This is a genomic window from Actinophytocola sp., from assembly GCF_050699915.1.
Taxonomy (GTDB): Bacteria; Actinomycetota; Actinomycetes; order Mycobacteriales; family Pseudonocardiaceae; genus Actinophytocola.
Genome location: NZ_JBOHGA010000056.1, coordinates 1 through 21,954, shown reverse-complemented (window position 1 = coordinate 21,954; position 21,954 = coordinate 1). Strand labels below are relative to the sequence as shown.

23 protein-coding genes are annotated in these 21,954 nt (G+C 71.9%); 10 read left to right on the top strand and 13 right to left on the bottom strand.

Annotation, left to right across the window (positions count from 1 at the left end):
- The first annotated feature begins 39 nt into the window (after positions 1 to 39).
- From glgX to ACRDSK_RS13060, 4 genes are read left to right on the top strand one after another with little or no spacing between them, the layout of a single operon-like run.
- Positions 40 to 2,214 (top strand): glycogen debranching protein GlgX, encoded by a 2,175-nt coding sequence (glgX, locus tag ACRDSK_RS13075; RefSeq protein WP_431440764.1) that lies wholly within the window; start codon positions 40 to 42, stop codon positions 2,212 to 2,214.
- The gene (treY, locus tag ACRDSK_RS13070) at positions 2,211 to 4,451 is read left to right on the top strand and encodes a malto-oligosyltrehalose synthase (RefSeq protein ID WP_431440762.1); all 2,241 of its coding nucleotides are present in this window, start codon (positions 2,211 to 2,213) and stop codon (positions 4,449 to 4,451) included. Before glgX ends, treY begins: the two co-directional genes overlap by 4 nt.
- Complete coding sequence (gene treZ / locus ACRDSK_RS13065; RefSeq protein WP_431440760.1) at positions 4,448 to 6,157, top strand: malto-oligosyltrehalose trehalohydrolase; 1,710 nt, start codon at positions 4,448 to 4,450, stop codon at positions 6,155 to 6,157. Before treY ends, treZ begins: the two co-directional genes overlap by 4 nt.
- Before the next feature lie 34 nt (positions 6,158 to 6,191).
- Positions 6,192 to 6,416 carry a DUF2630 family protein gene (locus ACRDSK_RS13060; protein WP_431440758.1) on the top strand — a complete coding sequence of 75 codons (225 nt, stop codon included), beginning with the start codon at positions 6,192 to 6,194 and terminating at the stop codon, positions 6,414 to 6,416.
- On the opposite strand, the gene ACRDSK_RS13055 is transcribed toward ACRDSK_RS13060, so the two are convergent.
- Positions 6,379 to 7,473: an AI-2E family transporter gene (locus ACRDSK_RS13055; protein WP_431440757.1), complete on the bottom strand. Its 1,095-nt coding sequence runs from the start codon at positions 7,471 to 7,473 to the stop codon at positions 6,379 to 6,381. The genes ACRDSK_RS13060 and ACRDSK_RS13055 overlap by 38 nt on opposite strands.
- 156 nt (positions 7,474 to 7,629) lie before the next feature.
- On the opposite strand from ACRDSK_RS13055, the gene ACRDSK_RS13050 reads away from it, so the two are divergent.
- The gene (locus tag ACRDSK_RS13050; RefSeq protein WP_431440755.1) at positions 7,630 to 8,301 is read left to right on the top strand and encodes an NAD(P)H-binding protein; all 672 of its coding nucleotides are present in this window, start codon (positions 7,630 to 7,632) and stop codon (positions 8,299 to 8,301) included.
- On the opposite strand, the gene ACRDSK_RS13045 is transcribed toward ACRDSK_RS13050, so the two are convergent.
- Positions 8,282 to 9,373, bottom strand: a complete 1,092-nt coding sequence (locus ACRDSK_RS13045) for an FUSC family protein (protein WP_431440753.1) — start codon at positions 9,371 to 9,373, stop codon at positions 8,282 to 8,284. The two genes, ACRDSK_RS13050 and ACRDSK_RS13045, sit on opposite strands and share 20 nt — an antisense overlap.
- Before the next feature lie 137 nt (positions 9,374 to 9,510).
- Here ACRDSK_RS13045 and ACRDSK_RS13040 point away from each other — a divergent pair, with 137 nt between their 5' ends.
- Positions 9,511 to 10,047: a hypothetical protein gene (locus tag ACRDSK_RS13040; RefSeq protein ID WP_431440751.1), complete on the top strand. Its 537-nt coding sequence runs from the start codon at positions 9,511 to 9,513 to the stop codon at positions 10,045 to 10,047.
- Here ACRDSK_RS13040 and ACRDSK_RS13035 read toward each other — a convergent pair.
- Positions 10,026 to 10,658 (bottom strand): UdgX family uracil-DNA binding protein, encoded by a 633-nt coding sequence (locus ACRDSK_RS13035; RefSeq protein WP_431440750.1) that lies wholly within the window; start codon positions 10,656 to 10,658, stop codon positions 10,026 to 10,028. The two genes, ACRDSK_RS13040 and ACRDSK_RS13035, sit on opposite strands and share 22 nt — an antisense overlap.
- Before the next feature lie 101 nt (positions 10,659 to 10,759).
- On the opposite strand from ACRDSK_RS13035, the gene ACRDSK_RS13030 reads away from it, so the two are divergent.
- Positions 10,760 to 10,927, top strand: coding sequence for a hypothetical protein (locus ACRDSK_RS13030; protein WP_431440749.1), 168 nt, complete (start codon positions 10,760 to 10,762; stop codon positions 10,925 to 10,927).
- 144 nt (positions 10,928 to 11,071) lie between these two features.
- Here ACRDSK_RS13030 and ACRDSK_RS13025 read toward each other — a convergent pair whose 3' ends face one another.
- The 3 genes from ACRDSK_RS13025 to dinB all read right to left on the bottom strand — a co-directional run bounded on the left by ACRDSK_RS13025 (position 11,072) and on the right by dinB (position 14,520).
- Positions 11,072 to 11,356, bottom strand: coding sequence for a hypothetical protein (locus ACRDSK_RS13025; protein ID WP_431440748.1), 285 nt, complete (start codon positions 11,354 to 11,356; stop codon positions 11,072 to 11,074).
- 9 nt (positions 11,357 to 11,365) lie between these two features.
- Positions 11,366 to 13,066: a sodium:solute symporter family protein gene (locus tag ACRDSK_RS13020; protein ID WP_431440784.1), complete on the bottom strand. Its 1,701-nt coding sequence runs from the start codon at positions 13,064 to 13,066 to the stop codon at positions 11,366 to 11,368.
- Positions 13,067 to 13,326: 260 nt separating this feature from the next.
- Positions 13,327 to 14,520, bottom strand: a complete 1,194-nt coding sequence (dinB, locus tag ACRDSK_RS13015; RefSeq protein WP_431440747.1) for a DNA polymerase IV — start codon at positions 14,518 to 14,520, stop codon at positions 13,327 to 13,329.
- Between the two features lie 132 nt (positions 14,521 to 14,652).
- Here dinB and ACRDSK_RS13010 point away from each other — a divergent pair, with 132 nt between their 5' ends.
- Positions 14,653 to 15,552, top strand: a complete 900-nt coding sequence (locus ACRDSK_RS13010; RefSeq protein WP_431440746.1) for a hypothetical protein — start codon at positions 14,653 to 14,655, stop codon at positions 15,550 to 15,552.
- 324 nt (positions 15,553 to 15,876) lie between these two features.
- On the opposite strand, the gene ACRDSK_RS13005 is transcribed toward ACRDSK_RS13010, so the two are convergent.
- From ACRDSK_RS13005 to ACRDSK_RS12980, 6 genes are all read right to left on the bottom strand, one after another.
- Positions 15,877 to 16,368: a class I SAM-dependent methyltransferase gene (locus ACRDSK_RS13005; protein ID WP_431440745.1), complete on the bottom strand. Its 492-nt coding sequence runs from the start codon at positions 16,366 to 16,368 to the stop codon at positions 15,877 to 15,879.
- A gap of 196 nt (positions 16,369 to 16,564) precedes the next feature.
- Positions 16,565 to 16,810 (bottom strand): GNAT family N-acetyltransferase, encoded by a 246-nt coding sequence (locus ACRDSK_RS13000; protein ID WP_431440744.1) that lies wholly within the window; start codon positions 16,808 to 16,810, stop codon positions 16,565 to 16,567.
- Positions 16,811 to 17,107 carry a hypothetical protein gene (locus tag ACRDSK_RS12995; protein WP_431440743.1) on the bottom strand — a complete coding sequence of 99 codons (297 nt, stop codon included), beginning with the start codon at positions 17,105 to 17,107 and terminating at the stop codon, positions 16,811 to 16,813.
- Between the two features lie 27 nt (positions 17,108 to 17,134).
- Complete coding sequence (locus ACRDSK_RS12990; RefSeq protein WP_431440742.1) at positions 17,135 to 17,752, bottom strand: PepSY domain-containing protein; 618 nt, start codon at positions 17,750 to 17,752, stop codon at positions 17,135 to 17,137.
- Positions 17,753 to 17,825: 73 nt separating this feature from the next.
- Positions 17,826 to 19,103 (bottom strand): ATP-binding protein, encoded by a 1,278-nt coding sequence (locus ACRDSK_RS12985; protein ID WP_431440741.1) that lies wholly within the window; start codon positions 19,101 to 19,103, stop codon positions 17,826 to 17,828.
- A 1-nt stretch (position 19,104) separates the two neighbouring features.
- Positions 19,105 to 19,788: a response regulator transcription factor gene (locus ACRDSK_RS12980; protein ID WP_431440740.1), complete on the bottom strand. Its 684-nt coding sequence runs from the start codon at positions 19,786 to 19,788 to the stop codon at positions 19,105 to 19,107.
- 102 nt (positions 19,789 to 19,890) lie between these two features.
- On the opposite strand from ACRDSK_RS12980, the gene ACRDSK_RS12975 reads away from it, so the two are divergent.
- Positions 19,891 to 20,430: a hypothetical protein gene (locus tag ACRDSK_RS12975; protein WP_431440738.1), complete on the top strand. Its 540-nt coding sequence runs from the start codon at positions 19,891 to 19,893 to the stop codon at positions 20,428 to 20,430.
- On the opposite strand, the gene ACRDSK_RS12970 is transcribed toward ACRDSK_RS12975, so the two are convergent.
- Positions 20,427 to 21,185: a Clp protease N-terminal domain-containing protein gene (locus ACRDSK_RS12970; protein ID WP_431440737.1), complete on the bottom strand. Its 759-nt coding sequence runs from the start codon at positions 21,183 to 21,185 to the stop codon at positions 20,427 to 20,429. The genes ACRDSK_RS12975 and ACRDSK_RS12970 overlap by 4 nt on opposite strands.
- A 204-nt stretch (positions 21,186 to 21,389) precedes the next feature.
- On the opposite strand from ACRDSK_RS12970, the gene ACRDSK_RS12965 reads away from it, so the two are divergent.
- A partial coding sequence (locus ACRDSK_RS12965; protein WP_431440735.1) for an ABC transporter transmembrane domain-containing protein occupies positions 21,390 to 21,954 on the top strand: 565 nt, incomplete at its 3' end.

Sequence of the window (21,954 nt, the reverse complement as noted above, 5' to 3'; positions counted from 1 at the left end):
TGTTCATGAGCAAGTCCCGCCCCCCACCGAGGAGCATGCGTGCAGGCCTGGCCAGGTAATGCCTATCCGCTCGGCGCCACCTACGACGGCGCCGGCACCAACTTCGCGCTGTTCTCCGAGATGGCCGACCGCGTCGAGCTGTGCCTGTTCGACGCCGGCGGCGCCGAGACCCGGGTCCGGCTCCCGGAGGTCGACGGTTTCGTCTGGCACGGCTACCTGCCCGGTGTCGCGCCGGGCCAGCAGTACGGCTTCCGCGTGCACGGCCCGCACGACCCGGGGAACGGGCTGCGCTGCAACCCCAACAAGCTGCTGCTCGACCCGTACGCCAAGGCGATCAGCGGCGCGGTCGACTGGGACCAGGCGGTGTTCGGCTACCAGTTCGGCGAGCCGGACGAGCGCAACGACGCCGACTCCGCCGCGCACACCATGCGCGGCGTGGTGATCAACCCGTTCTTCGACTGGGCCAACGACCGCGCGCCCAACACGCCGTACAACGAGTCGGTCATCTACGAGGCGCACGTGCGCGGGCTCACGAGGTCGCATCCGGACATCCCCGAGGAGATGCGCGGCACCTACTCGGGCCTGGCGCACCCGGTGATGATCGACTACCTGATCGACCTCGGCATCACCGCGGTCGAGCTGATGCCGGTGCACCAGTTCCTGCACGACCACGGGCTCGGCGAGCGCGGCCTGCGCAACTACTGGGGCTACAACACGATCGCCTACCTCGCCCCGCACGACGGCTACGCCTCGGCCAACGCCATGCCGGGCAACCAGGTGCAGGAGTTCAAGGCGATGGTGCGCGCGCTGCACGAGGCCGGCATCGAGGTGATCCTCGACGTCGTCTACAACCACACCGCCGAGGGCAACCACCTCGGCCCGACGCTGTCCATGCGCGGCATCGACAACGACAGCTACTACCGCCTGGTCGACGACGACCGGCAGTACTACATGGACTACACGGGTACCGGGAACTCGCTGAACGTGCGCAGCCCGCACACGCTGCAGCTGATCATGGACTCGCTGCGGTACTGGGTCAACGACATGCACGTCGACGGGTTCCGGTTCGACCTCGCGTCCACGCTGGCCCGCGAGTTCTACGACGTCGACCGGCTGTCCACGTTCTTCGACCTGGTGCAGCAGGACCCGGTGATCAGCCAGGTCAAGCTGATCGCCGAGCCGTGGGACGTCGGCCCGGGCGGCTACCAGGTCGGCAACTTTCCTCCACTGTGGACGGAGTGGAACGGCAAGTACCGGGACACCGTGCGGGACTTCTGGCGCGGCGAGCCGGCCACGCTCGGCGAGTTCGCCTCCCGCATCACCGGCTCGTCGGACCTGTACCAGGACGACGGCCGGCGGCCGTACGCGTCGATCAACTTCGTCACCGCGCACGACGGCTTCACGCTCACCGACCTGGTGTCCTACAACGAGAAGCACAACGAGGCCAACGGCGAGGGCAACCGGGACGGCGCCGACGACAACCGGTCGTGGAACTGCGGCACCGAGGGACCGACGGACGACGAGAAGATCAACGACCTGCGGGCCCGGCAGCGGCGGAACCTGCTGGCCACCATGCTGCTGTCCCAGGGCGTGCCGATGCTGCTGCACGGCGACGAGATCGGCCGCACCCAGCATGGCAACAACAACGGCTACTGCCAGGACAACGAGCTGTCCTGGGTGGACTGGACGCTCGCCGAGCCCAACTCCGACCTGCTCGACTTCACCGGCGCGGTCATCGAGATGCGGCACAACCACCCGGTGTTCCGCAGGCGCCGGTTCTTCGCCGGCCGGCCGATTCGCCGTGGCGGGGAGCTGCGCGACATCGCGTGGTTCACCCCGGGCGGCGAGGAGATGTCCGAACAGGACTGGGAGTCGGGCTTCGGCCGCTCGATCATGGTGTTCCTCAACGGCGACGGCATCGGCGACCTCGACCGCCGCGGCGAGCGGGTGCACGACGACTCGTTCCTGCTGTGCTTCAACGCGCACGACGACGAGATCGACGTGACCGTCCCGGAGGCGGGCTACGGCGCGGAGTGGACGGTGGTGGTCGACACCGCCACCGGCGAGGTGTTCGCCGAGTCCGGCGGCGGCGTCGTGGTCGGCGTCGTGGCGGGCGACCACCAGACGCAGGCCCGCACGGTCGGCGCGGGCGGCACGGTCCCGGTCGCGGCCCGCTCGCTGCTCGTCCTGCTGCGCACCGGAGACCCTGCGTGAGGGTGCCCAGCTCGACGTACCGGGTGCAGGTCCGGCCCGGGTTCGACCTCGCGGACACCGCCGGGCTGGTGCCCTACCTGCGGCGGCTGGGAGTCGGGGCGGTGTACACGTCCCCGCTGCTGGCGGCCGCGCCCGGCTCGACGCACGGCTACGACGTCGTCGACCCGACGCGAGCCAACCCGGAGCTGGGCGGCGAGACGGCTCGACTCCGGCTGGTGGCCGCGGTGCGCGAGGCCGGGCTCGGGTTCGTCGTGGACCTCGTGCCGAACCACATGTCGATCGAGGTGCCGCGGGCGAACCCTTGGTGGTGGGACGTGCTCGCCCACGGCCCGGGCTCCCGGTACGCGACCTACTTCGACGTCGACTTCGCGCGCGGCCCGATCCTGCTGCCGGTCCTCGGCGACGGGGGTTCGCTCGAGGTGCGCGGCGAGCGGCTGTGCTACTACGACCACGAGTTCCCGATCGCGCCCGGCACCGAGGGTGGTACGGCCGACGAGGTGCACGAGCGGCAGCACTACCGGCTCGTGCACTGGCGGCGGGGCAACGCCGAGCTCACCTACCGGCGGTTCTTCGACATCACCACGCTCGCCGCGGTCCGGGTGGAGGACACCGCGGTGTTCGAGGCGACCCACGCGGAGGTGCTGCGCTGGGTCGAGGCGGGCGAGGTCGACGGGCTGCGCATCGACCATCCGGACGGCCTGTCCGACCCGGGCGGGTACTTCCGGCGGCTGCGGTCGCGGGTCGACTGCTGGCTGGTGGTGGAGAAGATCCTCGCGGCGGGCGAGGAGCTCCCGGCGTCCTGGCCGGTGCACGGCACCACCGGGTACGACGCGCTGCGCCAGGTGTGCGGGGTGTTCGTCGACCCGGCCGGCGAGGCCGTGCTGACCGAGCTGGCCGCAACGGCGGAGTTCGCCGCCGAGGAGGCGCGCAGCCGCCGGCTGATCACCGATCGCTCGCTGGTGGCCGAGCTGCGCCGGATCGCCGCGCTGGTCCCGGGCACGACGGTCGAGGCCGTGGCCGAGCTGATGGTCGCCTTTCCCGTCTACCGCTCCTACCTGCCGGAGGGCCTCGTCCACTGGCAGGCCGCGGTCGACCGGGCGCGGGAAGCCCGCCCCGACCTCGCCGACGCGCTGTCCACACTGGACCGCACGGTGCGCAAGGACCCACACGGGGAGCTGGCCACCCGGATCCAGCAGACGTCCGGCATGGTGGTGGCCAAGGGCGACGAGGACACCGCGTTCTACCGCTTCCCCAGGCTGACCGCGCTCAACGAGGTAGGCGGCGCCCCGGACCGGTTCGGTGTCGGCCTGGCGGAGTTCCACGCGGGCGCGGCCGCGCGGGAGGCGGGGTGGCCGGCGGGCATGACCTCACTGTCCACTCACGACACAAAGCGAGCGGAGGACGTGCGCGCCCGCATCGCGGTGCTCGCCGAGCTGGCGCCGGAGTTCGCCACGGCGGTCCGCCGCTGGTCCGCGCGGCGTCCGCTGGGCGAGCCGACGCTGGAGCTGCTGGCGTGGCAGACGCTGGTGGGCGCGTGGCCGATCGCCCCGGAGCGGTTGTCGGCGTACCTGGACAAGGCGGCGAAGGAGGCCAAGCTGCGCACGTCGTGGGTCGACCACGACGAGCCGTTCGAGGAGGCCGTCCGCGCCTGGCCGGCGGAGGTGCTGGCCGACCCGTCGCTCGCCGCGGAGGTGGCGTCGTTCGTCGACCTGGTTCGCGGGCCCGGCTGGTCGAACGCGCTGGGCCAGAAGCTGCTGCAACTCGCGGGCCCGGGCGTGCCGGATGTCTACCAGGGCACCGAGCTGTGGGATCTGTCGCTCGTGGACCCGGACAACCGCCGTCCCGTGGACTACGCCGCGCGCACGGACCTGCTGTCCCGTCTGGAGTCCGGCTGGCTCCCGGAGATGGACGACACGGGCGCGGCGAAACTACACGCAGTCCGCACCGTGCTGAACCTGCGCCGCGACCGCCCAACCCTGTTCACCGGCTACCGCCCGTTGACCGCCGACGGCCCAGCGGCGGCTCACGTGGTGGCCTTCACCCGAACCGGCGTGTCCGCGGTTGCCACCCGTCTACCGGTGGCACTGTCCCGAACCGGCTGGCAGGACACGACGCTGACCCTCCCCCCAGGCACGTGGACCGACCACCTGACCCACCGCCCAATCCCAGCGACGGTCCCCCTGGCCGACCTACTGGACCGCTACCCGGTAGCCCTCCTCGTCCGGGACGAGTCGTGACCCGCTACTCCGTGTGGGCACCGCATCGCGACCGCGTCCGACTCTCCCTCGGCGACTCGACACACGACATGATCCGCGGCGACCGCGGCTGGTGGCACGCGGACGCCGACGGCGGTCCCGACTACGCGTTCCTCCTCGACGACGACGAGCAGCCCCTGCCCGACCCGCGCTCGCTCCGGCAGCCGGCCGGTGTGCACGGGCCGTCGCGCCGCTACGACCACGGCGCCTTCGCCTGGACCGACCACCGGTGGACCGGCCGGCCGCTCGCCGGGGCCGTGATCTACGAGCTGCACATCGGCACCTTCACCGAAGGCGGCACCTTCGACGACGCCGTCGAGCGGCTCCACCACCTCGTCGAGCTCGGCGTCGACTTCGTCGAGGTGCTGCCTGTCAACTCGTTCGACGGCACCGCCGGGTGGGGCTACGACGGCGTGTTGTGGGGCGCGGTACACGAACCGTACGGCGGCCCGGACGGGTTCAAGCGCTTCGTCGACGCCTGCCACGCACGTGGGCTCGGCGTGCTGCTCGACGTCGTCTACAACCACCTCGGTCCGTCCGGCGCCTACCTCGACCGGTTCGGCCCGTACTTCGCCGGGCGCACCATCTGGGGGCCGGCGCTCAACCTCGACGGCCCGGACTCCGACGAGGTCCGCCGCTACGTGCTCGACGACGCGCTCGGCTGGCTGCGCGACTTCCACGTCGACGGCCTGCGGCTGGACGCGGTCCACGCGCTGGTCGACAGGGGCGCCACGCATCTGCTCGAGGCCATGGCCGCCGAGGTCGACGCGCTCGCCGCGGGTCTGGGCCGGCCGCTGCACCTGATCGCCGAGTCCGACCTCAACGACCCGAAGCTGGTCACCTCGCGCGACGCGGGCGGCTACGGCCTCGAGGCCCAGTGGTGCGACGACCTGCACCACGCGCTGCACGTGGCGCTGACCGGCGAGACCGACGGCTACTACCTCGACTTCGGCGCGCCCGGCGCGCTGGCGACCACCCTGCGCCGGGCGTTCTTCCACGCCGGCACGTGGTCGTCCTTCCGCCGCCGCACCCACGGGCGCCCGATCGACCCGCACCGCCACGAAGGGCACCGGTTCCTGATCTACCTGCAGAACCACGACCAGATCGGCAACCGCGCCCAGGGCGACCGGATGACGGCGACGATCTCCCCGGACCGCATGCTCTGCGGCGCCGCGATCGCGCTGTGCTCGCCGTACACGCCGATGATCTTCATGGGCGAGGAGTGGGCGGCGAGCTCGCCGTGGCAGTTCTTCGCCTCCTTCGCCGACCCCGACCTCGCCGCGGCGGTCCACGACGGCCGCCGCAAGGAGTTCGCCGAGCACGGCTGGGGTGAGTCCGAGGTCCCGGACCCGATGGACCCGGCCACGGTGGCCCGCTCGACGCTGCGCTGGGACGAGCTGACCGCCGAGCCGCACCGCCGGGTCCACGAGACCTACCGGACGCTGATCGCCCTGCGCCGCGAGCACCCCGAGCTGGCCGACCCGCGCCTGGACCGCCTCCACATCGACGCGGCCGACTCCTGGTTGGTCCTGCACCGTGGCCCCCGTCGCGTGGCGGTCAACCTCGGGACCACGGACGCCAAGATCCTCCTGGACCCCCACCCGAGGCGACTCCTCCTGAGCTCGGCCACCGCCGACCTGACCGGCACGCACCTGCACCTCCCGCCGGAGTCCTTCGCGATCCTGTGAAGGGAACGACACCACAGCGAGAAAGGAGCCACCCATGGACGACAAGCAGCTCTCGGCGCGGATCGGGGAGCTCATCGACGAGGAGCACCAGCTCGAGCGGGGTGGGCAGCCCGATCCGGACCGGCTCAAGGCGCTCGAGGTCGAGCTCGACCGGTGCTGGGACCTGCTCCGCCAGCGTCGCGCGCGCCGGGCCGCCGGGGAGAACCCCGACGACGCCCAGGTCAGGCCGGGTGATGTGGTGGAGAAGTATCTTCAGTAGGACTGTCCTCGAAGAACGGGCGCGTCGCACTGCGGACGGTCGTCATCACCGGCACCGCCAGCAGCGCGCCGACCACGCCGGCCAGCTCCGCGCCGATCGCCACCCCGAGGATCACCGCCACCGGGTGCAGCTTCACCGCGCGGCTCATCAGCAGCGGCTCCAGCACGTTGCCCTCGAGCTGCTGCACCGCGACCACGACCGCCGCCACGATCAGCGCCACCACCGGACCCTGCGTCACCAGCGCGACCAGCACCGCCACGATCCCCGTCACGAACGCACCGATCACCGGCACGAACGCGCCCAGGAACACCAGCCCCGCGAGCGGCAGCACGAGCGGCACCCCGGTGATCCACAGCCCGAGCCCGATGCCGATCGCGTCGATCAGCGCCACCAGCAGCGTCGTGCGCACGTACGAGGTGAGGTCGCGGAACGCCCGCTCGCCGGCCTCGATCATCCGACCGCGGCTCGACTCCGGCAGCGGCCGCAGCAGGCCGCGCCACAGCCGCGCGCCGTCGTGCACGAAGAAGATCATCAGGAAGAGCGCCAGCAGGAGCCCCACGAGCAGCGTCCCGGCGGTCGACAGCACGCCGAAGACGCCCGACACCAGCCCGGACCTGTTGGTCGACAACCAGTCCTTGGCCTGGCTGATCATGTTGTCCAGCTGCTCGGGGCTCAGCCCGAACGTGGTGAGCCAGTCGCGCAGCTCGCGGAGGCTCTCGTTCAGCTGCTTGCCGAGGTCCGGCAGCCCGTCGACCACCGACGTGACCATGAACAGCACCAGCGCGCCGAGCGCCCCGACGCCGCCGAGCAGCACGACCGTCGTCGCGAGCCAGCGGGGCACGCCGCGGGCGGCCAGGAAGGCCACGCCCGGCACGAACAACGCCGCCAGCAGGATCGCGACCGCGACCGGCACCATCACGAACGCGAGCCGCGACAACACCTGCCCGACCACCCACACGGTCAACGCGATCAGCAGGAACTGCAGACACCGAACGGCGATGCGACCCACGCGTCCCGTTCGCCAGCTGGGCGCGCTCGGCGCGTTGGGCTCGGTCACGAGCCATACGGTATCCGTTACCGTCAGTTCTCAAACCTCTGACTTGCGATCCGGTTCCTCGAGCTCGGCGACCAGATCGAAATGGTCGCTGCCCCGCGCGCCGGTCTGCAGGTCGATCTCCCGCAGACCCGCCACCAGCGCCGGTACGGTCCACGCATGAAGGTGCTCGTGTTCGGTGCGACCGGCATGGTCGGCCAGGGTGTCGTGCGGGAGAGTCTGCTCGCCGACGATGTCGAGACCGTCGTGTCGATCGGCCGCAGCTCGGCCGGCGTCGACGATCCGAAGTTCCATGAGGTGCTGCGACCCGACCTGTTCGACCTCGACGGTGTCGCCGAGCTGTCCGATGTGGACGCGTGCTTCTTCTGCCTCGGCGTGCCGTCCACCGGCATGAACGAGGCGGACTACACGCGCATCACGCACGACCTGACGATCTCCGCGGCCGAGGCTGTCGCCGCGCACAACCCGGACGCGACGTTCGTGTACGTGTCCGGCCAGGGGGCCGACAGCACGGAGCAGAGCCGGGTGATGTGGGCCCGGGTGCGTGGCCGGACGGAGAACGCGCTGCTCGCGATGTCGCTGCGCGCCTACATCCTGCGGCCCGGCTACATCCAGCCACGGCACGGCGCGCGGTCGAAGGTGACGCTGTACCGCACGCTGTACCGGGTCACGTCGGTGCTGTACCCGCTGCTGCGACTGGTGGCCGGCAACCACATCACCACCACCGAGGTCGTCGGTCGGGCGATGCTCGCCCTGGCGCGCGGCGCCGATCCGGGCACGCGCGTACTCGGCAGCCCCGAGATGAACCGGATCAGCCGTCCGGGTGATTGAGAGTCGGCAGCACCGCGCGTGCCTCGTCGTGACGCAGGCCGGTCGCCTGCAGCAGGTCGACCACGACCGAGCGCAGCTGCGCCGCGACGACCTGGGCGGAGAAGCCGCTGTGCGCCAGGCTGTCCGAGTCGACCAGCCACGCGGCCTCGCGCAGCGCCTCGCGGGTGACGGCCGGTGAGCCGAGGTGCTCGGCGAGCAGCTCGGTGGCGGCGGCCAGCCGACGCAGCCCGGCCGGCAGGCTCGGCGGGACCTGCTCGTCGTCCATGAGCGCGGAGCGGGTACGACGCAGCAGGACGCGGCAGTTGCGCAGCGCGTGGTCGAGCGGCTCGGCGGCGTCCACATAGGACCGCAGCAGGTGGCGATGGCGGCGGTGCAGCGGGGAGAGCGCGAGGATCTCCCGGGCGGTGCGCAGCGCATCGCGGAAGTCGTCGATCGGCTGCTGGGTGCGGGCCCGGCGCAGCGCCTCGGCCGCGAGCTCGGGATCGCGCCGCTCGATGGCCTCGGCCGCGCTGGTGAGGGCGGTGGTCAGCACGCCGATCATCTGGACCCCGTGCTTGCGGGCGATTCCCGGCGGGTTGCCGGGCAGCACGGCGATCGCGGCCAGCCCGAGCAGACCACCGACGAGCGCGTCCAGCATCCGGTCGAGGCCGGCCGAGTCGCCGGGCGGGAGCAGGGTCACGACGAGCACCGCCGACGAGCCTGCCTGCAGCACGATCAGCGGTCCACCACCGAGCAGCACAGCCGCGGCCATGGCGAGCGCGACCACGAGCGCCAGCTGCCACGGCCCGGTCCCGATCGTGGACACGAGCAGGTCTCCGACCCCGATGCCGACGCTGACCCCGACGACCAGCTCGACGACCCGCCGCAGTCGCTGCTGACCGAGCCCGACGCCGATGCAGATGATCACCGCGATCGGCGCGAAGAAGGGCTGGCGGTGCCCGAGCAGTTGGGTGGCCACGAGCCACGCGAGGGCCGCGGCGATCGCGCACTGCAGGACCGGCAACCCCATCCGCCGCAGCGCCCGCACCCGGCGCCGCCCCGCGGCCCGCAGTCGTGCCCGGCTCACCCGCATTCCGGCAGGCTAGCCACTCGCGGTCGACACACGCAGCGCGACGGCCGTTTACCGTCCGGCACATCGGGATATCCCCTGCCGGGACGACAACGACGAGGTCGCGTGTCCCCGGGCACGCGACTGGTCTGCGAGGAATCATGCGCTACGACCAGAACCACGACCGAACCCGCCTCGATCCCTACCCCGCCGCCGATCCGGCGACCGTGCAGCAACCGCCCGTGGTGGAGCACCCGCCCGCGGCGTCCCGCACCCCGCCGCCGCCGCCGGTGTCGGCACCCCGCGCGTCCGCCCCGTACGAGGACGAGGTCATCGAGGAAGAAGGCGTCGCGAACCCCGACTACCGTCGGATTCGTACGGTGAACATGGTCTGCACGGTCATCACGGTGATCACCGCGACGTTCGCCGTCGTGCTCGGCGTGCACATCGTCCTGGTGCTGGGCAGCGCGAACATGGCCAACGGCTTCGCGTCCTTCGTGGACGGTTGGGCCTCGGGCATCACGCTGGGCCTCACCGGCCTCTTCACTCCCGGCAACGTCAAGATCGCCACGCTGCTCAACGAGGGCCTCGCGGCGATCCTGTGGCTGGCGCTCGGCGGCGTGCTCACCTACCTGATCCGCCGCTTCAGCATGCCGGGCCCGCGCCGGCTGCAGCGCTACCGCCGCGTGGTCCGCTGACCCATCTCCTTCGCCGCGACCGTGAGGTCGGCCAGCAAGCCCTGGTAGGCCGCCTCACGGTCGTTGGCGCGCAGCACCGCCGACGGGTGGACCGTCGCCACCACCCGCTCCTCGCGGTCGGGCATCGGCAGGACCGAGCCGCGCTGCTTGGTGACTCGGAAGTCCTGGCCCAGCAACGACTTCGCCGCGGTCGCGCCCAGCGCCACCACCAGCTCGGGCCCGACGCGGTCGAGCTCGGCGTCGAGCCACGGCCGGCACGCGACGACCTCCGTGCGCGACGGCGTCTTGTGAATCCGCCGCTTGCCGCGCTCGGCCGGCACGAACTTGAAGTGCTTCACCGCGTTCGTCACGTACACGAGCGAGCGGTCGATGCCGGCCTCCGCCAGCGCCCGGTCCAGCAGCCGCCCGGCGGGGCCGACGAACGGCTCGCCCTCGCGGTCCTCCTGGTCGCCGGGCACCTCGCCGACGATGACCACCCGGGCGTCGGCCGGACCCGCGCCGAAGACCGTCTGTGTCGCGTTCTCGTGGAGGTCGCAGCCCTGGCAGGAGGCGGCCGCGGTACGAAGCTCGTCGAGGTCCGCGCCCGCCGGCACGTAGCGTTCGGCACCCATCTCGCCCGACTACCCAGCGCTGACCTCGTCAAACGCGTCCACGTTTCGCGCGGTGGACGGCCGGGTAGGCCGCAGTGACCATCGGAATGGAGGGAGCGCCCATGCACCGTGAGAGTGACACGCACGGTCCCCGGCAGGACGACATCCTCAAGCACGAGCTGGACGGCATGCTGCACGCCAACCGGCCGAGCCGGGCGGAGGAATGGCGCGAGCCGGAGCTGCCGCCGGACGAGGACGGGCGTTGGGAGGACACCAGGCCGCAGGGTTGACGCTCCGTGCGACGGGTACGCCCGCATACACGGTTGCGACATTCCCGGGAGTGAACGTGGCCGAGATCCCGCGAGTTGAAACGCCCAGCTCACGGGATCGCCCCTCTCCCGGCGGTCGGGCCCCCGGCCTGACCGCCGGGGTACTCACGTCGTGGGCTCGCCGCTCTCGGCGGACTCGGGTGGCTCGGCGGGCTCCGGCACCCGCAGCGGGCGCAGCCAGGTCCACAGCGCGAACAGCGCGGCGACCACCAGCATGCCGAGTCCGGCCCACAGGTTGATGTTCACTCCCGCGGACTTCGTGATCTCCGCGTCGGTCGTGAACCCGATGCCGAGCACGGTGAGCACGACGCCGTACACACCCATCAGCAGGGCGATGACGAGCCGGATGTCGAACGCGGCGGCGCGTCGGGTGCGCTCTGTCGAAGTCATCCACCCCTCCTAGAAGATGATGTTGAGCACGATCGTGATGACGAGGACGATGCCCGCGAGCAGGGCCGGGTTGCGGTACCAGCCGGCGTCCTCGCCGGTCCGCGACGGGGTCCGGTCCTCCTTGGGCGTCAGTGAGTAGACCAGCCCGGCGAGCTGGGCGGCCGGTTTCGGCGCGGTCGCCAACGACACCGCGACGCTCACCACGATGTCGACGACGAACGCGGCGCCGGCGCCGACGAACGCGCCGCCCTGTCCGGGCAGTGCCCATACGCCGGTCTCGGTCAGCACGAACACGAAGACCGCCGCGGCCGTGCCGCTGACCAGCCCGCTCCAGCCGGCCGCGGGCGTCATCCGGCGCCAGAGCAGGCCGAGGATGAACGTGGCGAACAGCGGCGCGTTGAAGAACGAGAACAGCTGCTGGAGGTAGTCCATCAGGTTGGCGTAGGTGGACGCGATGAACGCGGTGCCGATCGCGAGCACCGTCGCGACGGCGGTCATCACGCGGCCGACGCCGAGGTAGTAGCCGTCCGGCCGGTCCTTGCGGATGTAGGACTGCCAGATGTCGTAGGTGAAGACCGTGTTGAAGGAGCTCAGGTTCGCGGCCATGCCGGCCATGAAGGAGGCGAGCAGACCGGCGATGGCGATGCCGAGCATGCCGTTGGGCAGCAGGTCGCGCATGAGCAGCAGCAGCGCGTCGTTGAACGTGGCGCCGCTGGGTGCTTCGCCGCCGGACATCAGCGCTTCCTTGTTCGGGCCCTGCAGTTCGGTGACCGCGACGCCGGCGATCATGCCGGGGATGATCACGATGAACGGGATGAACATCTTCGGGAAGGCGCCGATGATCGGTGTGCGCATGGCCGAGGACATGCTGCGGGCCGCCATCGCGCGCTGCACCTCGACGAAGTTCGTGGTCCAGTAGCCGAACGAGAGGACGAAGCCGAGGCCGAACACCAGGCCGAGCACGGACAGGAAGTTGTCGTCGAAGCCGGTGAGCTGGTTGCCCGGCCAGCTGTTGACCTGCTCGGCTCCGCCCGGTCCCGCGGAGACCTTGTCGACCAGCCCCTGCCAGCCGCCGACCTTGTAGAGCCCGACGATCGTGAGCGGCAGCAGTGCCGCGACGATCACCATGAACTGCAGGACCTCGTTGTAGATCGCGGCGGACAGCCCGCCGAGCGCGGTGTAGCTGAGCACGATCGCCGCGGCGACGATCACCGACACCCAGATCGGCCAGCCGAGCAGCAGGTTGACCACGCTGGCGAGCAGGAACAGGTTCGCGCCGGCGATCAGCACCTGTGCGGTGGCGAAGCTGATGCCGTTGACGAGGTGGGTGCCCTTCCCGAAGCGGCGCAGCATGTACTCGGGCACGCTGCGGACCTTGGAGCCGTAGTAGAACGGCATCATCACGACGCCGAGGAACAGCATCGCGGGGACCGCGCCGATCCAGAAGTAGTGGGCGGTCGGCATGCCGTACTCCGCGCCGTTGGCCGACATGCCCATGACCTCGATGGCACCGAGGTTGGCGGAGATGAACGCGAGCCCGGTGACCCACGCGGGCAGGGACCGTCCGGAGAGGAAGAAGTCGAGACTCGTCGACACGCGCCTTCTCGCGATGTACCCGATGCCGATGACCAGCACGAAGTACAACGCCAGTAAGACGTAGTCCACCGCATTGGCGTCCAGCCGCAGGTCCGCATCGGCCAGCACAGTCAACTCGGGCACCTCCTCCAGTCACAGTCTTGGATCAAGCAAACACCAGCGCACGCCACTCCGCGCGACGAACAACTGTCCACACGAGACACGAAAACCGGACGGTCGCGCCGGCGACGCCTTCGCGCGAAACAACGAGGCCTGCCGCCCCCTGCACGCCTACAAGGCCATCGCCGCACAACAAAACACCCAACGGCCAAGCACCGAACCGCGACCGCCACCGGACCACCCGCCCGGCGCCGGGCAAGCAGGGCGGGCACCCGTCAGTCCGGGAGCAGCGGGACCTCGATGCCCGGATCTCGCCCCAGCAGGGTCGCCCGCGTGACCGAAGTGGTGCCGAAGCGGTCGCGGACGCGGTCCATCGCCGAGTCGAGCGAGCCCGTCGGGAAGTGGTCGAACGGAAGGACCAGCTGCACGGAGTCCACGTTGTCCAGGTTCGCCAGCGAGATCCCGACCAGCGTGCACCCGCGCTCGTCCAGCAGGCCCATCACGTCGCGCAGCAGGGCGCGGGCGGTGTCCAGCAGGATCCGCGTGTCGTCGGTCGCGCGGAACAGGGTGTGCGAGCGGGTGGCGCGCGCGAAGTCGGCGAACCGCAGGCGCAGCACGACGGTCCGGCAGACCCGCTTGGCCGCGCGCATCCGGCGAGCCACCCGGTCAACCAGGCCGGCGAGCGTCGCCTCCAGGTCCGCCCGGGTGCGCGGCCTGCTGCCGAGGGCACGCTGCGAGCCGATGGACCCGCGCCGCCTGCCGACCCGCACCGGGCGCGGGTCGTAGTTGTGCGCCAGCGCGTGCAGGTGCCGGCCCGCCGCCTTGCCGAGCATGCCCACGAGCGACGACCGGGCCAGCTTGGCCACGTCCCCAACCAGGTAGACGCCGCGCGAGTGCAGCTTCTCGGCGGTGACCCGGCCGACGCCCCACAGCCGCTCGACCGGCAGCGGGTGCAGGAACTCGAGCTCGGCGTCCGGCGGCACCAGCAGCAGCCCGTCCGGCTTGGCGACACCGCTGGCCACCTTCGCCAGGAACTTGGTGCGCGCCACGCCGACGGTGATGGGCAGCCCGACCTGCTCCAGCACGTCCCCGCGTAATCGCTCGGCGATCTCGAGCGGGGTGCCGGCGATCTTGCGCAGGCCACTCACCTCGAGGAACGCCTCGTCGATCGAGATGCCCTCTACCAGCGGTGTCGTGTTGCGGAAGACCTCGAAGACCGCCTTGCTGGCCTCGCTGTACGCCGACATCCGCGGCGGCACGACGATCGCGTGCGGGCACAGTCGTAAGGCCCGGTGCCCGCCCATCGCGGTGCGGACGCCGAGGCGCTTGGCCTCGTAGCTGCACGCCAGCACCACGCCGCCGCCGACGATGACGGGCCGGCCGCGCAGGCTCGGGTCGTCGCGCTGCTCGACGGAGGCGTAGAACGCGTCCAGGTCGGCATGGAGGATGGTCGCCGCAGTCACGAACATATGTTCGCATCAACCACTGACAATTTGGGAGACCCGCAGGTCAGCGGTCGTCTTGCCCCGACGCGCAACGCGCATGACCAGCCGTGCAACGCCGCTGGCTCCGGACCTGGCCCGCAGGGCATGGTCTCGCGGGTGGAAACCGATCCCTCGAGCAATGTCGTTGTCTTCCAGACGTGGCGCGGGCCTGAGGAGCGCTTCGCCGGCCACGCGCCGACGATCGCCGACGACTGCGTCCGGCAGGCGTGGGACCGTGCTCGCTACGCGCACGGCGCCCAGGCCGAGGACGTGGTGGCCCTGCACTCCGAGTGGGAACCGTCCACCGCGGACGGCTTCTTCATCGAGCGGACGTTCCCGCACGCCGCCGTGACCTACACCTTCCGCCGGCCCGACCCGGACCGCTGGCCGGAGGCGCTGGCCGCGGCGCGCCAGCAGCTGGAGGCCGCGGCGGTGCGGCAGCCGAGCGGGCGAACCGACGAGACGCGGGGCGACGGCGAGCTGTTGCCGATGCTGTGGAGCGCGTCGTCGCCGCAGGTCGACCTGCTCTCGATGCTGCCGCACTACACCTTGGTGCCCGACGGCCTGTACGTGTCGCTCGCGGTGGTCACGACCAGGCCGGGCGGGCGGCTCGGCATCAGCCACCTGACCCACCACCAGCTCGGCCCGGAGGGTGTCTGGGGCGAGACCGCGAGCTTCGACGAGCTGTACGAGAGCGCGTGCGCGAACCTGGCGTCGGGCCTACGGATCGAAGAGTACGACAACGGTGTGCTCGACATGCACCGCGACGGCGGCCTCGCCGCGCCGGCGGTGGGCCTGCCGGATTTCCACGCGTCGGTGTCGGGGCTGGTCGGCGCGGAACGCTTCGTGGTCGGCATCACCTGCCCGCAGCACCTCGTCATCGCCGCGGAGGGGTCCGCCGAGGCGCGCACGATCCGCTCGATGGTGATGGAATCGGACTATCCGACCTCGGAGTCGGTGCCCTGCCTGTTGCGAGTGGACCGCCGAGGCATCACGATCGCGGCGGAGCGGCGCTAGCTCGGGAAATCCACCTGAACGAGATCGTCCGCTAGGCCATTCCCGTGGTTTCGGCTCTTCCGTGCGACACCGTGCGACGTAATCTTCAACCTGACCGGGGAAAGACAGAGCGACTTTCTCACGGCTAGCGTCGAGATTGCTTTCGCAGCAGCGAAACGAACTCCTCACCAGTGGAGGTTCTCGTGGTCGTCGTGGCGCTCGGCTGTCTCGGGTTCGCAGTGCATTTCGGCTGGTGGTGTTGCCACTGAATTACTGACCTCGACTGAATCCGTTGTGCGAAGGGCGCCCGGACGACCGTCCGGGCGCCCGCAAAAATTCGACATTTCATCGCCGCGCGACGACACCCATTCCGTGTGGCGAGCCAATTCGCTCCACCTCGACGAAGCCATGGCCGGCCAGCGAGTCGGCGATCGTCCGGGTCACCCGGTCCTCGCCGGTCGGTCCGCCGCCATAGAGGACGTACAGCCGCCCGCCCGGGCGCAGCGCGCCGTGCAGCACGGCCAGCTCACGGGCGGCGTCGGTCGTCCAGAACACGTTGACGTCGACCGAGAACGCCTTGTCGAAGTCGTCCACCGCCAGTGTGTCCAATTCGGACTGAACTACCTCGAGCCGGCCCGACCCGAGGTGTGCGGCGTTGCGCCGACGGGTCCGCTCCACCGCGACCGGCGAGCGGTCCACGGCGGTCAACCGCCCCGTGGTCAGCCGCTCGCAGACCAACGCCGCGGCCACGCCCGGCCCGCAGCCGATCTCCAGCAGGCGCTCGTCCGCCCGCGGATCGACGACGTCGACGGCCCACCGGATCCGGTCGGGGATCACGAGCCGAACCACGCGGCCGTGTCGAGGCGCCAGCTGCCGGCTGGGGCGACCGTGCGCAGCGCCGACTCCGGCTCGCGGCCTCGGTTGGCGAAGCTCACAGCCGGCTGAGGTAGGCGTCGATGTCGAACCCGTGTCGGCGGAGCCGATCGCGTGCGACTTCCCGCTCGTCCCCGGTGAACAGAAGCTTCGGCGGCCATCAGCGTGCCTGCCAGGTGAACACGACCAGCGGGTACTCGTCGACGGCGAAGTTGCCGTGTTCCTCCCAGCCGTCGCGGCGGTACATCGTCGCGGCCGGGGCGTCCGGGTGCGTGCACAGCCACGCGGCGGGCCAGTCGGCCGTGAAACGGGTCAGCAGCGTGCGGCCGATGCCCCGCCGCCGGTGGGCGGGGTCCACCATGAGCTCCGCCACGGTCAGGGCCGGGGCCACGAGTCGGGCGGCCACCTAGGGGGTGACCGCCTCGGCCAGGGCGTCGTCGAAACGCGAGCCCGACTCCAGCGTGCTGCCGGCGGGCCAGCCGTAGATCGCACCGACCAGGCGGCCGCCCTCCGACGCGACGACGCCGTGGCTGCCGCAGTGGCCCAGGTGCGCGGTCAGCCGATCCGGGAACCTGGCGAGCCGCTCGGCCGACTCCCGCCATGGCGGCTCGCTGAAACACCTGCGGTACAGGGTCTCGAGTGCCGTGGCGTGCCGGCCGAGCTGGATCGCGTCGGTGCGGCGCACGGTGATGCCTCGTTGCATTACCGCCAGGCTAGCGCCGGCCGGTGATCAACGGTCGCGGTCGCCGGCCTCGCCGCCGGCGCCGTGGCCGCTGCGGTCGCCGCCACCACTGTCGTCATCGCCGCCGGACCTGCCGGAGCCCGAGTTGTCGGACCCCGGGCCGGAGTTGTCCCCACCCCGGTCGTCGCCGCCGCGGTCGTCGCCGACCCGGTCGTCGCCGACCCGGTCGTCGCCGCCGCGGGCGCGGTCGTCACGGTCGTCGGTGTCGACTCGGGTCACGGCGCCGGACAGCGAGTCGACGCGGATGTCGTACGTGACGCCGTCCTTGGTGATCTCGACCTTCCACTCGACCCGGCCGTGCTCGACCTCGCGCTCGACCTCGTGCACGACGCCGCCGCCGAGCCGGCTCCGCACGAGCCGGGCCGCCTCGTCGGCCGTGAGCCGGGTGGCGGGCGCGTTGCCGCCTGCGGTGCCGGACGTGGTGGGTGACTCGGACGAGGTGGACGTTCTCTCGCTGGACGACGTCGGCGCGGACGTCGACGTGACGCTCGTCGAGCTCGCGCCGGTCGCCGCCGGGTCGCCGCCGCCGCCCAGCGCCCACGCGGTGCCCGCCGACACCATCAGCGCGCCCGCGGCCGCCGCTATGACGATCGTCTTCCTGTTCATCGTGGCTCCTTCGATCGATGTCGGACACCACGAACAGTGCCGCCGCGCGGCTTAGTGCCGCGCTGCCCGAGGGTTAAGGCCGCGCTAAGGGCCCCAGCTCCACCACCACGGTCAAGCCGGGCGAACCGGGCACCAGCCGCACCGAGCCGCCGGTGTTCTCGGCCGCCCGCCGCACGATGTCCAGTCCCAGCCCGCTCGAGCCCGACCCGCTGACCCCACGCCGCAGCGCGCCCGTCGGCGGCCCGGGCAGGCCGGGGCCGGCATCGGCGACCACCAGGGTGGCGCCGCCGGGCCGGTCGATGAGCCGCACCGCGAACGGCGTGCCGTTCGGGGTGTGCGCGAACACGTTGCCCAGCAAGGCGTCCACGCACGCCTCCAGGTCCGCGCGAGCCAGCGGCACCGGCAGCGCGCCAGGTCCGATGTCGACGGTCAGCTCCCGCTCGGTGTCCTCGGCGAGCACGGTCCAGAAGGCGACCCGCTCGCGCACCACCTCGGCGGCGTCCACACCGGACGGTTCGGCGCCGCGCCGGCGGGCCTGCTGGATCACGTCGGTCACCGCGCGGTTCACCGCCTCCACGCCCGCCACGATCCGCTCGGCCTCCGCGGGCGGCAGCGACTCGGCCTCCATCCGCAGCGTCGTGAGCGGGGTGCGCACCCGGTGCGACAGGTCGGCGATCGTCTCCCGCTCCTCGCGCAGCAGCCCGGTGATCCGCCCCGCCAACCCGTTCAGCGCGCCCGCGACCACGCCCAGCTCCCCCGGTGCCGACATGTCGGCCCGCGCGATCAGCTCGCCGCGGCCGAGCCGGTGGGACACCGCCGCGAGGTCGATCGTCGACCGGACCAGCGTGCGCGCCATCCGGTCGGCCACCACGAGGCTGACAGCCAGCAGCGCCACACCGAGCGCGGCGAGCAGCAACCACGCCCGGGCCACGCCGCGGGTGAGCTCGGCGTCCGGCACGAACGTCCGGATCACGCCCACCACGCCGGCCGGCCGGTCCACCGCGAACACGATCTCCCGCCCGCCCGGCACGTCGCTCGACGCGCTCGTCCCGCGCCACGCGAGCTCCACGAGCGAGGACCGCTGTGCCGGCGCGCCGAAGCGGACGCCCCGGGTGAGGAACACCGTGACGTCGTAGCCGCTGGTGGCGTCGGCCTGCCGCACGGTCACGTCCAGCGCCGCCCGGTCGGTTGTGGTCGCCACGAGCGAGGTCAGCGCCTGCGCCTGAGCGGTGGCCTGCTGGACGGCGCTGTCGGCGGCGGCGCCGCGCACCAGCAGCGCGAGCGGCACCAGGAAGGCGACCAGCACGAGCAGCGTGGTGGCGGCGACGAGCAGCAGGACGCGGCGGCGCACGTCAGTCTCCCGGCGCCGCGAGCCGCACGCCGACCCCGCGCACCGCGTGCAGGTAGCGCGCCTGCTGCGCGGTCTCGCCGAGCTTGCGCCGCAGCCAGGACAGGTGCACGTCGACGGTCTTGTCCGCGCCGCCGTAGGGCTGCTGCCAGACCTCGGTGAGCAGCTCTCGCTTGCTCACCACCTCCCCGGCGCGCGCGGCGAGGTAGTGCAGCAGGTCGAACTCGCGTGGCGTGAGCTCCAGCGCGCGGCCGTCCAGCGACGCCTCGCGCGAGCGTGGGTCCACCCGCAGACCGCCGACCGCCACGGCGGACACCCGCTCGTCCTCGGCGCCGCGGCGCAACACCGCGCGGATCCGGGCGTCCAGCTGCGCCAGGCCGAACGGCTTGACCACGTAGTCGTCGGCGCCGGCGTCGAGCACCGCGACGATCTCGCTCTCGTCGTCGCGCGCGGTCGCCACGATCACCGGGACGTCGCTGACCCCGCGCAGCATCCGCAGCATCGCGGTGCCGTCCAGGTCGGGCAGGCCGAGGTCGAGGATCACCACGTCCGGCCGCGCACTCACCGCCTGCTCGAGCCCGGCCATGGCGGTCGGCGCGGAGAACACCGCGTGCCCGCGGTCGGTGAGCCCGCGGATGATCGACGAGCGAATCGTCGCGTCGTCCTCGACGACGAGTACCTGCGCCATGTGATCGAACACTAAGGCACCCGCGCCCGAGCGGGCCCGCTCCGCGCCCGCGCTAGCGTTGCGTTAGGGATTCCTTAACTCCTCCGCCGGCATACTGCTGTGGTGACGAAAGCGCGATCGGTGCGCATGACTGCCGGGATGGTGCTGTGGCTGGCCGCGGCGGCGGCCGCCACAGCAGCCGGCCTGTTCGCCGTGGGCGCCATCGGCACGGACATCTTCGGCGCGAGTGCGCAGGAGCCGCTCAGTCAGTCCGAAGTGGACGAGCAGCTGGCGGAGTCGGGCCGGCAGAGCGAGCCGCCGGGCTCGTCGGCGAGCGCGGCGCCCACCTCGGCACCCACCACGTCGCCGACGTCGACGCGGACCACGCAGCCGTCCCCCACGACGCGAACCACCGACCCGGCGGTGCCGCCCGCCAAGTCCTCGGTCGTGCACTCCGCGGGCGGCACCGTGCTGGCCCGCTGCGCGCCCGGCGGCGTCGAGGTGCTGGGCGCCACGCCCGCGCAGGGCTTCCAGGTGGAGTCGGACGACGACGGCATCGACGACCACCCGAAGATCACGTTCGTCACCGGGGAGCGGGAGATCGAGGTCCGGCTGCGCTGCACGGGCGGCAAGGTGACGCACACCGTCGAGGAGAAGAACTAGCCGCCGGCCCGCTCCTCCAGCCGGTCGAGGCGGCGCAGCACGGGTTGCAGCGCCTTGCCGACCGCGTCCGCGACGAGGCCGGCCACCGGACCCGCCTGGTTGGCCTGGTTGGCCTGCAGGTGCCCGTAGCCGGCCAGCGCCGCGCCCACGGCGTGCCGGGCCGAGCGCAGCTCGACGCCGAGCCCGCGCAACGCCTCGCCGCCGGCGCCGTCCGGCTCGGCCAGCAGTCCCAGCAGCAGGTGCTCGCAGCCGACGTAGTTGTGCCCCAACGAGATCGCCTCGGTGACGGTCAGCTCGAGCGCGTTCGCGGCCGTCCGGCCGAGCCGCGCCGCCTGCCCGTCCTCGGCCACCGAGTCGGCCACTGAGTCGGCCACCGAGTCGACCCGGCCGGCCCGGTCGAGCTCGCGGAGCACGGTCGCCGGGTCCACGTCGATGGATCGCAGCACGCGCAGCGCCAGGTTCGAGCCCTCGGCGATCATGCCGCGCACCAGGTCGCGGGTGCCGACCTCGGCGGCGCCGCGCTCGCGGGCCTGCCCGACGGCGATCTTGACGACCTCCTTGACCCGGCCGGTGAACTGGGTCAGCCCGGCCGTCGGGTCCTCGCGGTTCAGGTCGACCAGTACCGCCGCGCGGATGGCACTCACCCGCTTGACGGACTGCTCGAGCGCCCGCTGGCAGATCGTCGAGACCGGCAGCCCGGTCTCCTTGACGGAGTCGGCGAGGTCGTCGGGGAGGTAGACGTTTATCTTCGGCATGACCCCATCTATACCCCCTAATGGGGTTAGGTGCAACCGGTGGTCGATCGGCCGGCGGCGATAACGACGGTCGCGGACCGTGCGATCCTTCGAGGCGAAGGCAACCGAGCGGCACGAAAACGTTGCCGTACAAGAAAGTTGGGAAAATTGAGAAAGGTCGGGACCCGACTGCTCCGCCGCTCGATCCGGCGCCATTGCCACCGGATGACGGCCGGGATGCTGCTGCTGGCCGGACATCAGTCGGCGGAGGCGCTGGTGCCGGTGTTCATCGGCGTGATCATCGACCGTGCCGTCGGCACCGGGGACTTCTCCGCGCTGCTGGTCTGGATGGCCGGGCTCGGCGTGCTGTTCGCGGTGCTGACCACGTTCTGGCGCTGGGGCGCTCGGCACCTCGTGGTCGCCGAGCAGCGGGAGACCCACCAGCTGCGGATCGAGGTCGTCGAGCGGGTGCTGGACCCGCGCGGGCAACGCACGGGCATGCGCGCGGGCGAGGTGCTGCAGGTGGCGACGTCCGACGCCGAGCGCGCGGCCGGGGTCCTGGAGGCCGGGCTGATGACGGTCGCCGCGTTCGTCGCGCTCGCGGTGTCCGCCGTGTCGCTGCTGGCGATCGACGTGCCGCTGGGACTCTCGGTGCTGGTCGGCGTGCCGGTGCTGGTGGCCGGACTGCAGCTGCTCGGCCCACGGCTCACCCGGCGGGCGGCGGACGCGCAGGCGGCGGCCGGCGAGACGACCGCGCTCGCCACCGACCTGGTGCGCGGCGTACGGGCCC

What these genes read in the sequence shown, in the direction of transcription:
- ACRDSK_RS12980 (WP_431440740.1), bottom strand. Translation starts at nt 19,788, where the DNA reads ATGGCGCAGGTACTCGTCGTCGAGGACGACGCGACGATTCGCTCGTCG.
- ACRDSK_RS12995 (WP_431440743.1), bottom strand. Translation starts at nt 17,107, where the DNA reads ATGCAACGAGGCATCACCGTGCGCCGCACCGACGCGATCCAGCTCGGC.
- ACRDSK_RS13050 (WP_431440755.1), top strand. Translation starts at nt 7,630, where the DNA reads ATGAAGGTGCTCGTGTTCGGTGCGACCGGCATGGTCGGCCAGGGTGTC.
- dinB (WP_431440747.1), bottom strand. Translation starts at nt 14,520, where the DNA reads ATGTTCGTGACTGCGGCGACCATCCTCCATGCCGACCTGGACGCGTTC.
- ACRDSK_RS13025 (WP_431440748.1), bottom strand. Translation starts at nt 11,356, where the DNA reads ATGACTTCGACAGAGCGCACCCGACGCGCCGCCGCGTTCGACATCCGG.
- ACRDSK_RS13030 (WP_431440749.1), top strand. Translation starts at nt 10,760, where the DNA reads ATGCACCGTGAGAGTGACACGCACGGTCCCCGGCAGGACGACATCCTC.
- ACRDSK_RS12970 (WP_431440737.1), bottom strand. Translation starts at nt 21,185, where the DNA reads ATGCCGAAGATAAACGTCTACCTCCCCGACGACCTCGCCGACTCCGTC.
- ACRDSK_RS13035 (WP_431440750.1), bottom strand. Translation starts at nt 10,658, where the DNA reads ATGGGTGCCGAACGCTACGTGCCGGCGGGCGCGGACCTCGACGAGCTT.
- ACRDSK_RS13040 (WP_431440751.1), top strand. Translation starts at nt 9,511, where the DNA reads ATGCGCTACGACCAGAACCACGACCGAACCCGCCTCGATCCCTACCCC.
- ACRDSK_RS12990 (WP_431440742.1), bottom strand. Translation starts at nt 17,752, where the DNA reads ATGAACAGGAAGACGATCGTCATAGCGGCGGCCGCGGGCGCGCTGATG.
- ACRDSK_RS13045 (WP_431440753.1), bottom strand. Translation starts at nt 9,373, where the DNA reads ATGCGGGTGAGCCGGGCACGACTGCGGGCCGCGGGGCGGCGCCGGGTG.
- ACRDSK_RS13060 (WP_431440758.1), top strand. Translation starts at nt 6,192, where the DNA reads ATGGACGACAAGCAGCTCTCGGCGCGGATCGGGGAGCTCATCGACGAG.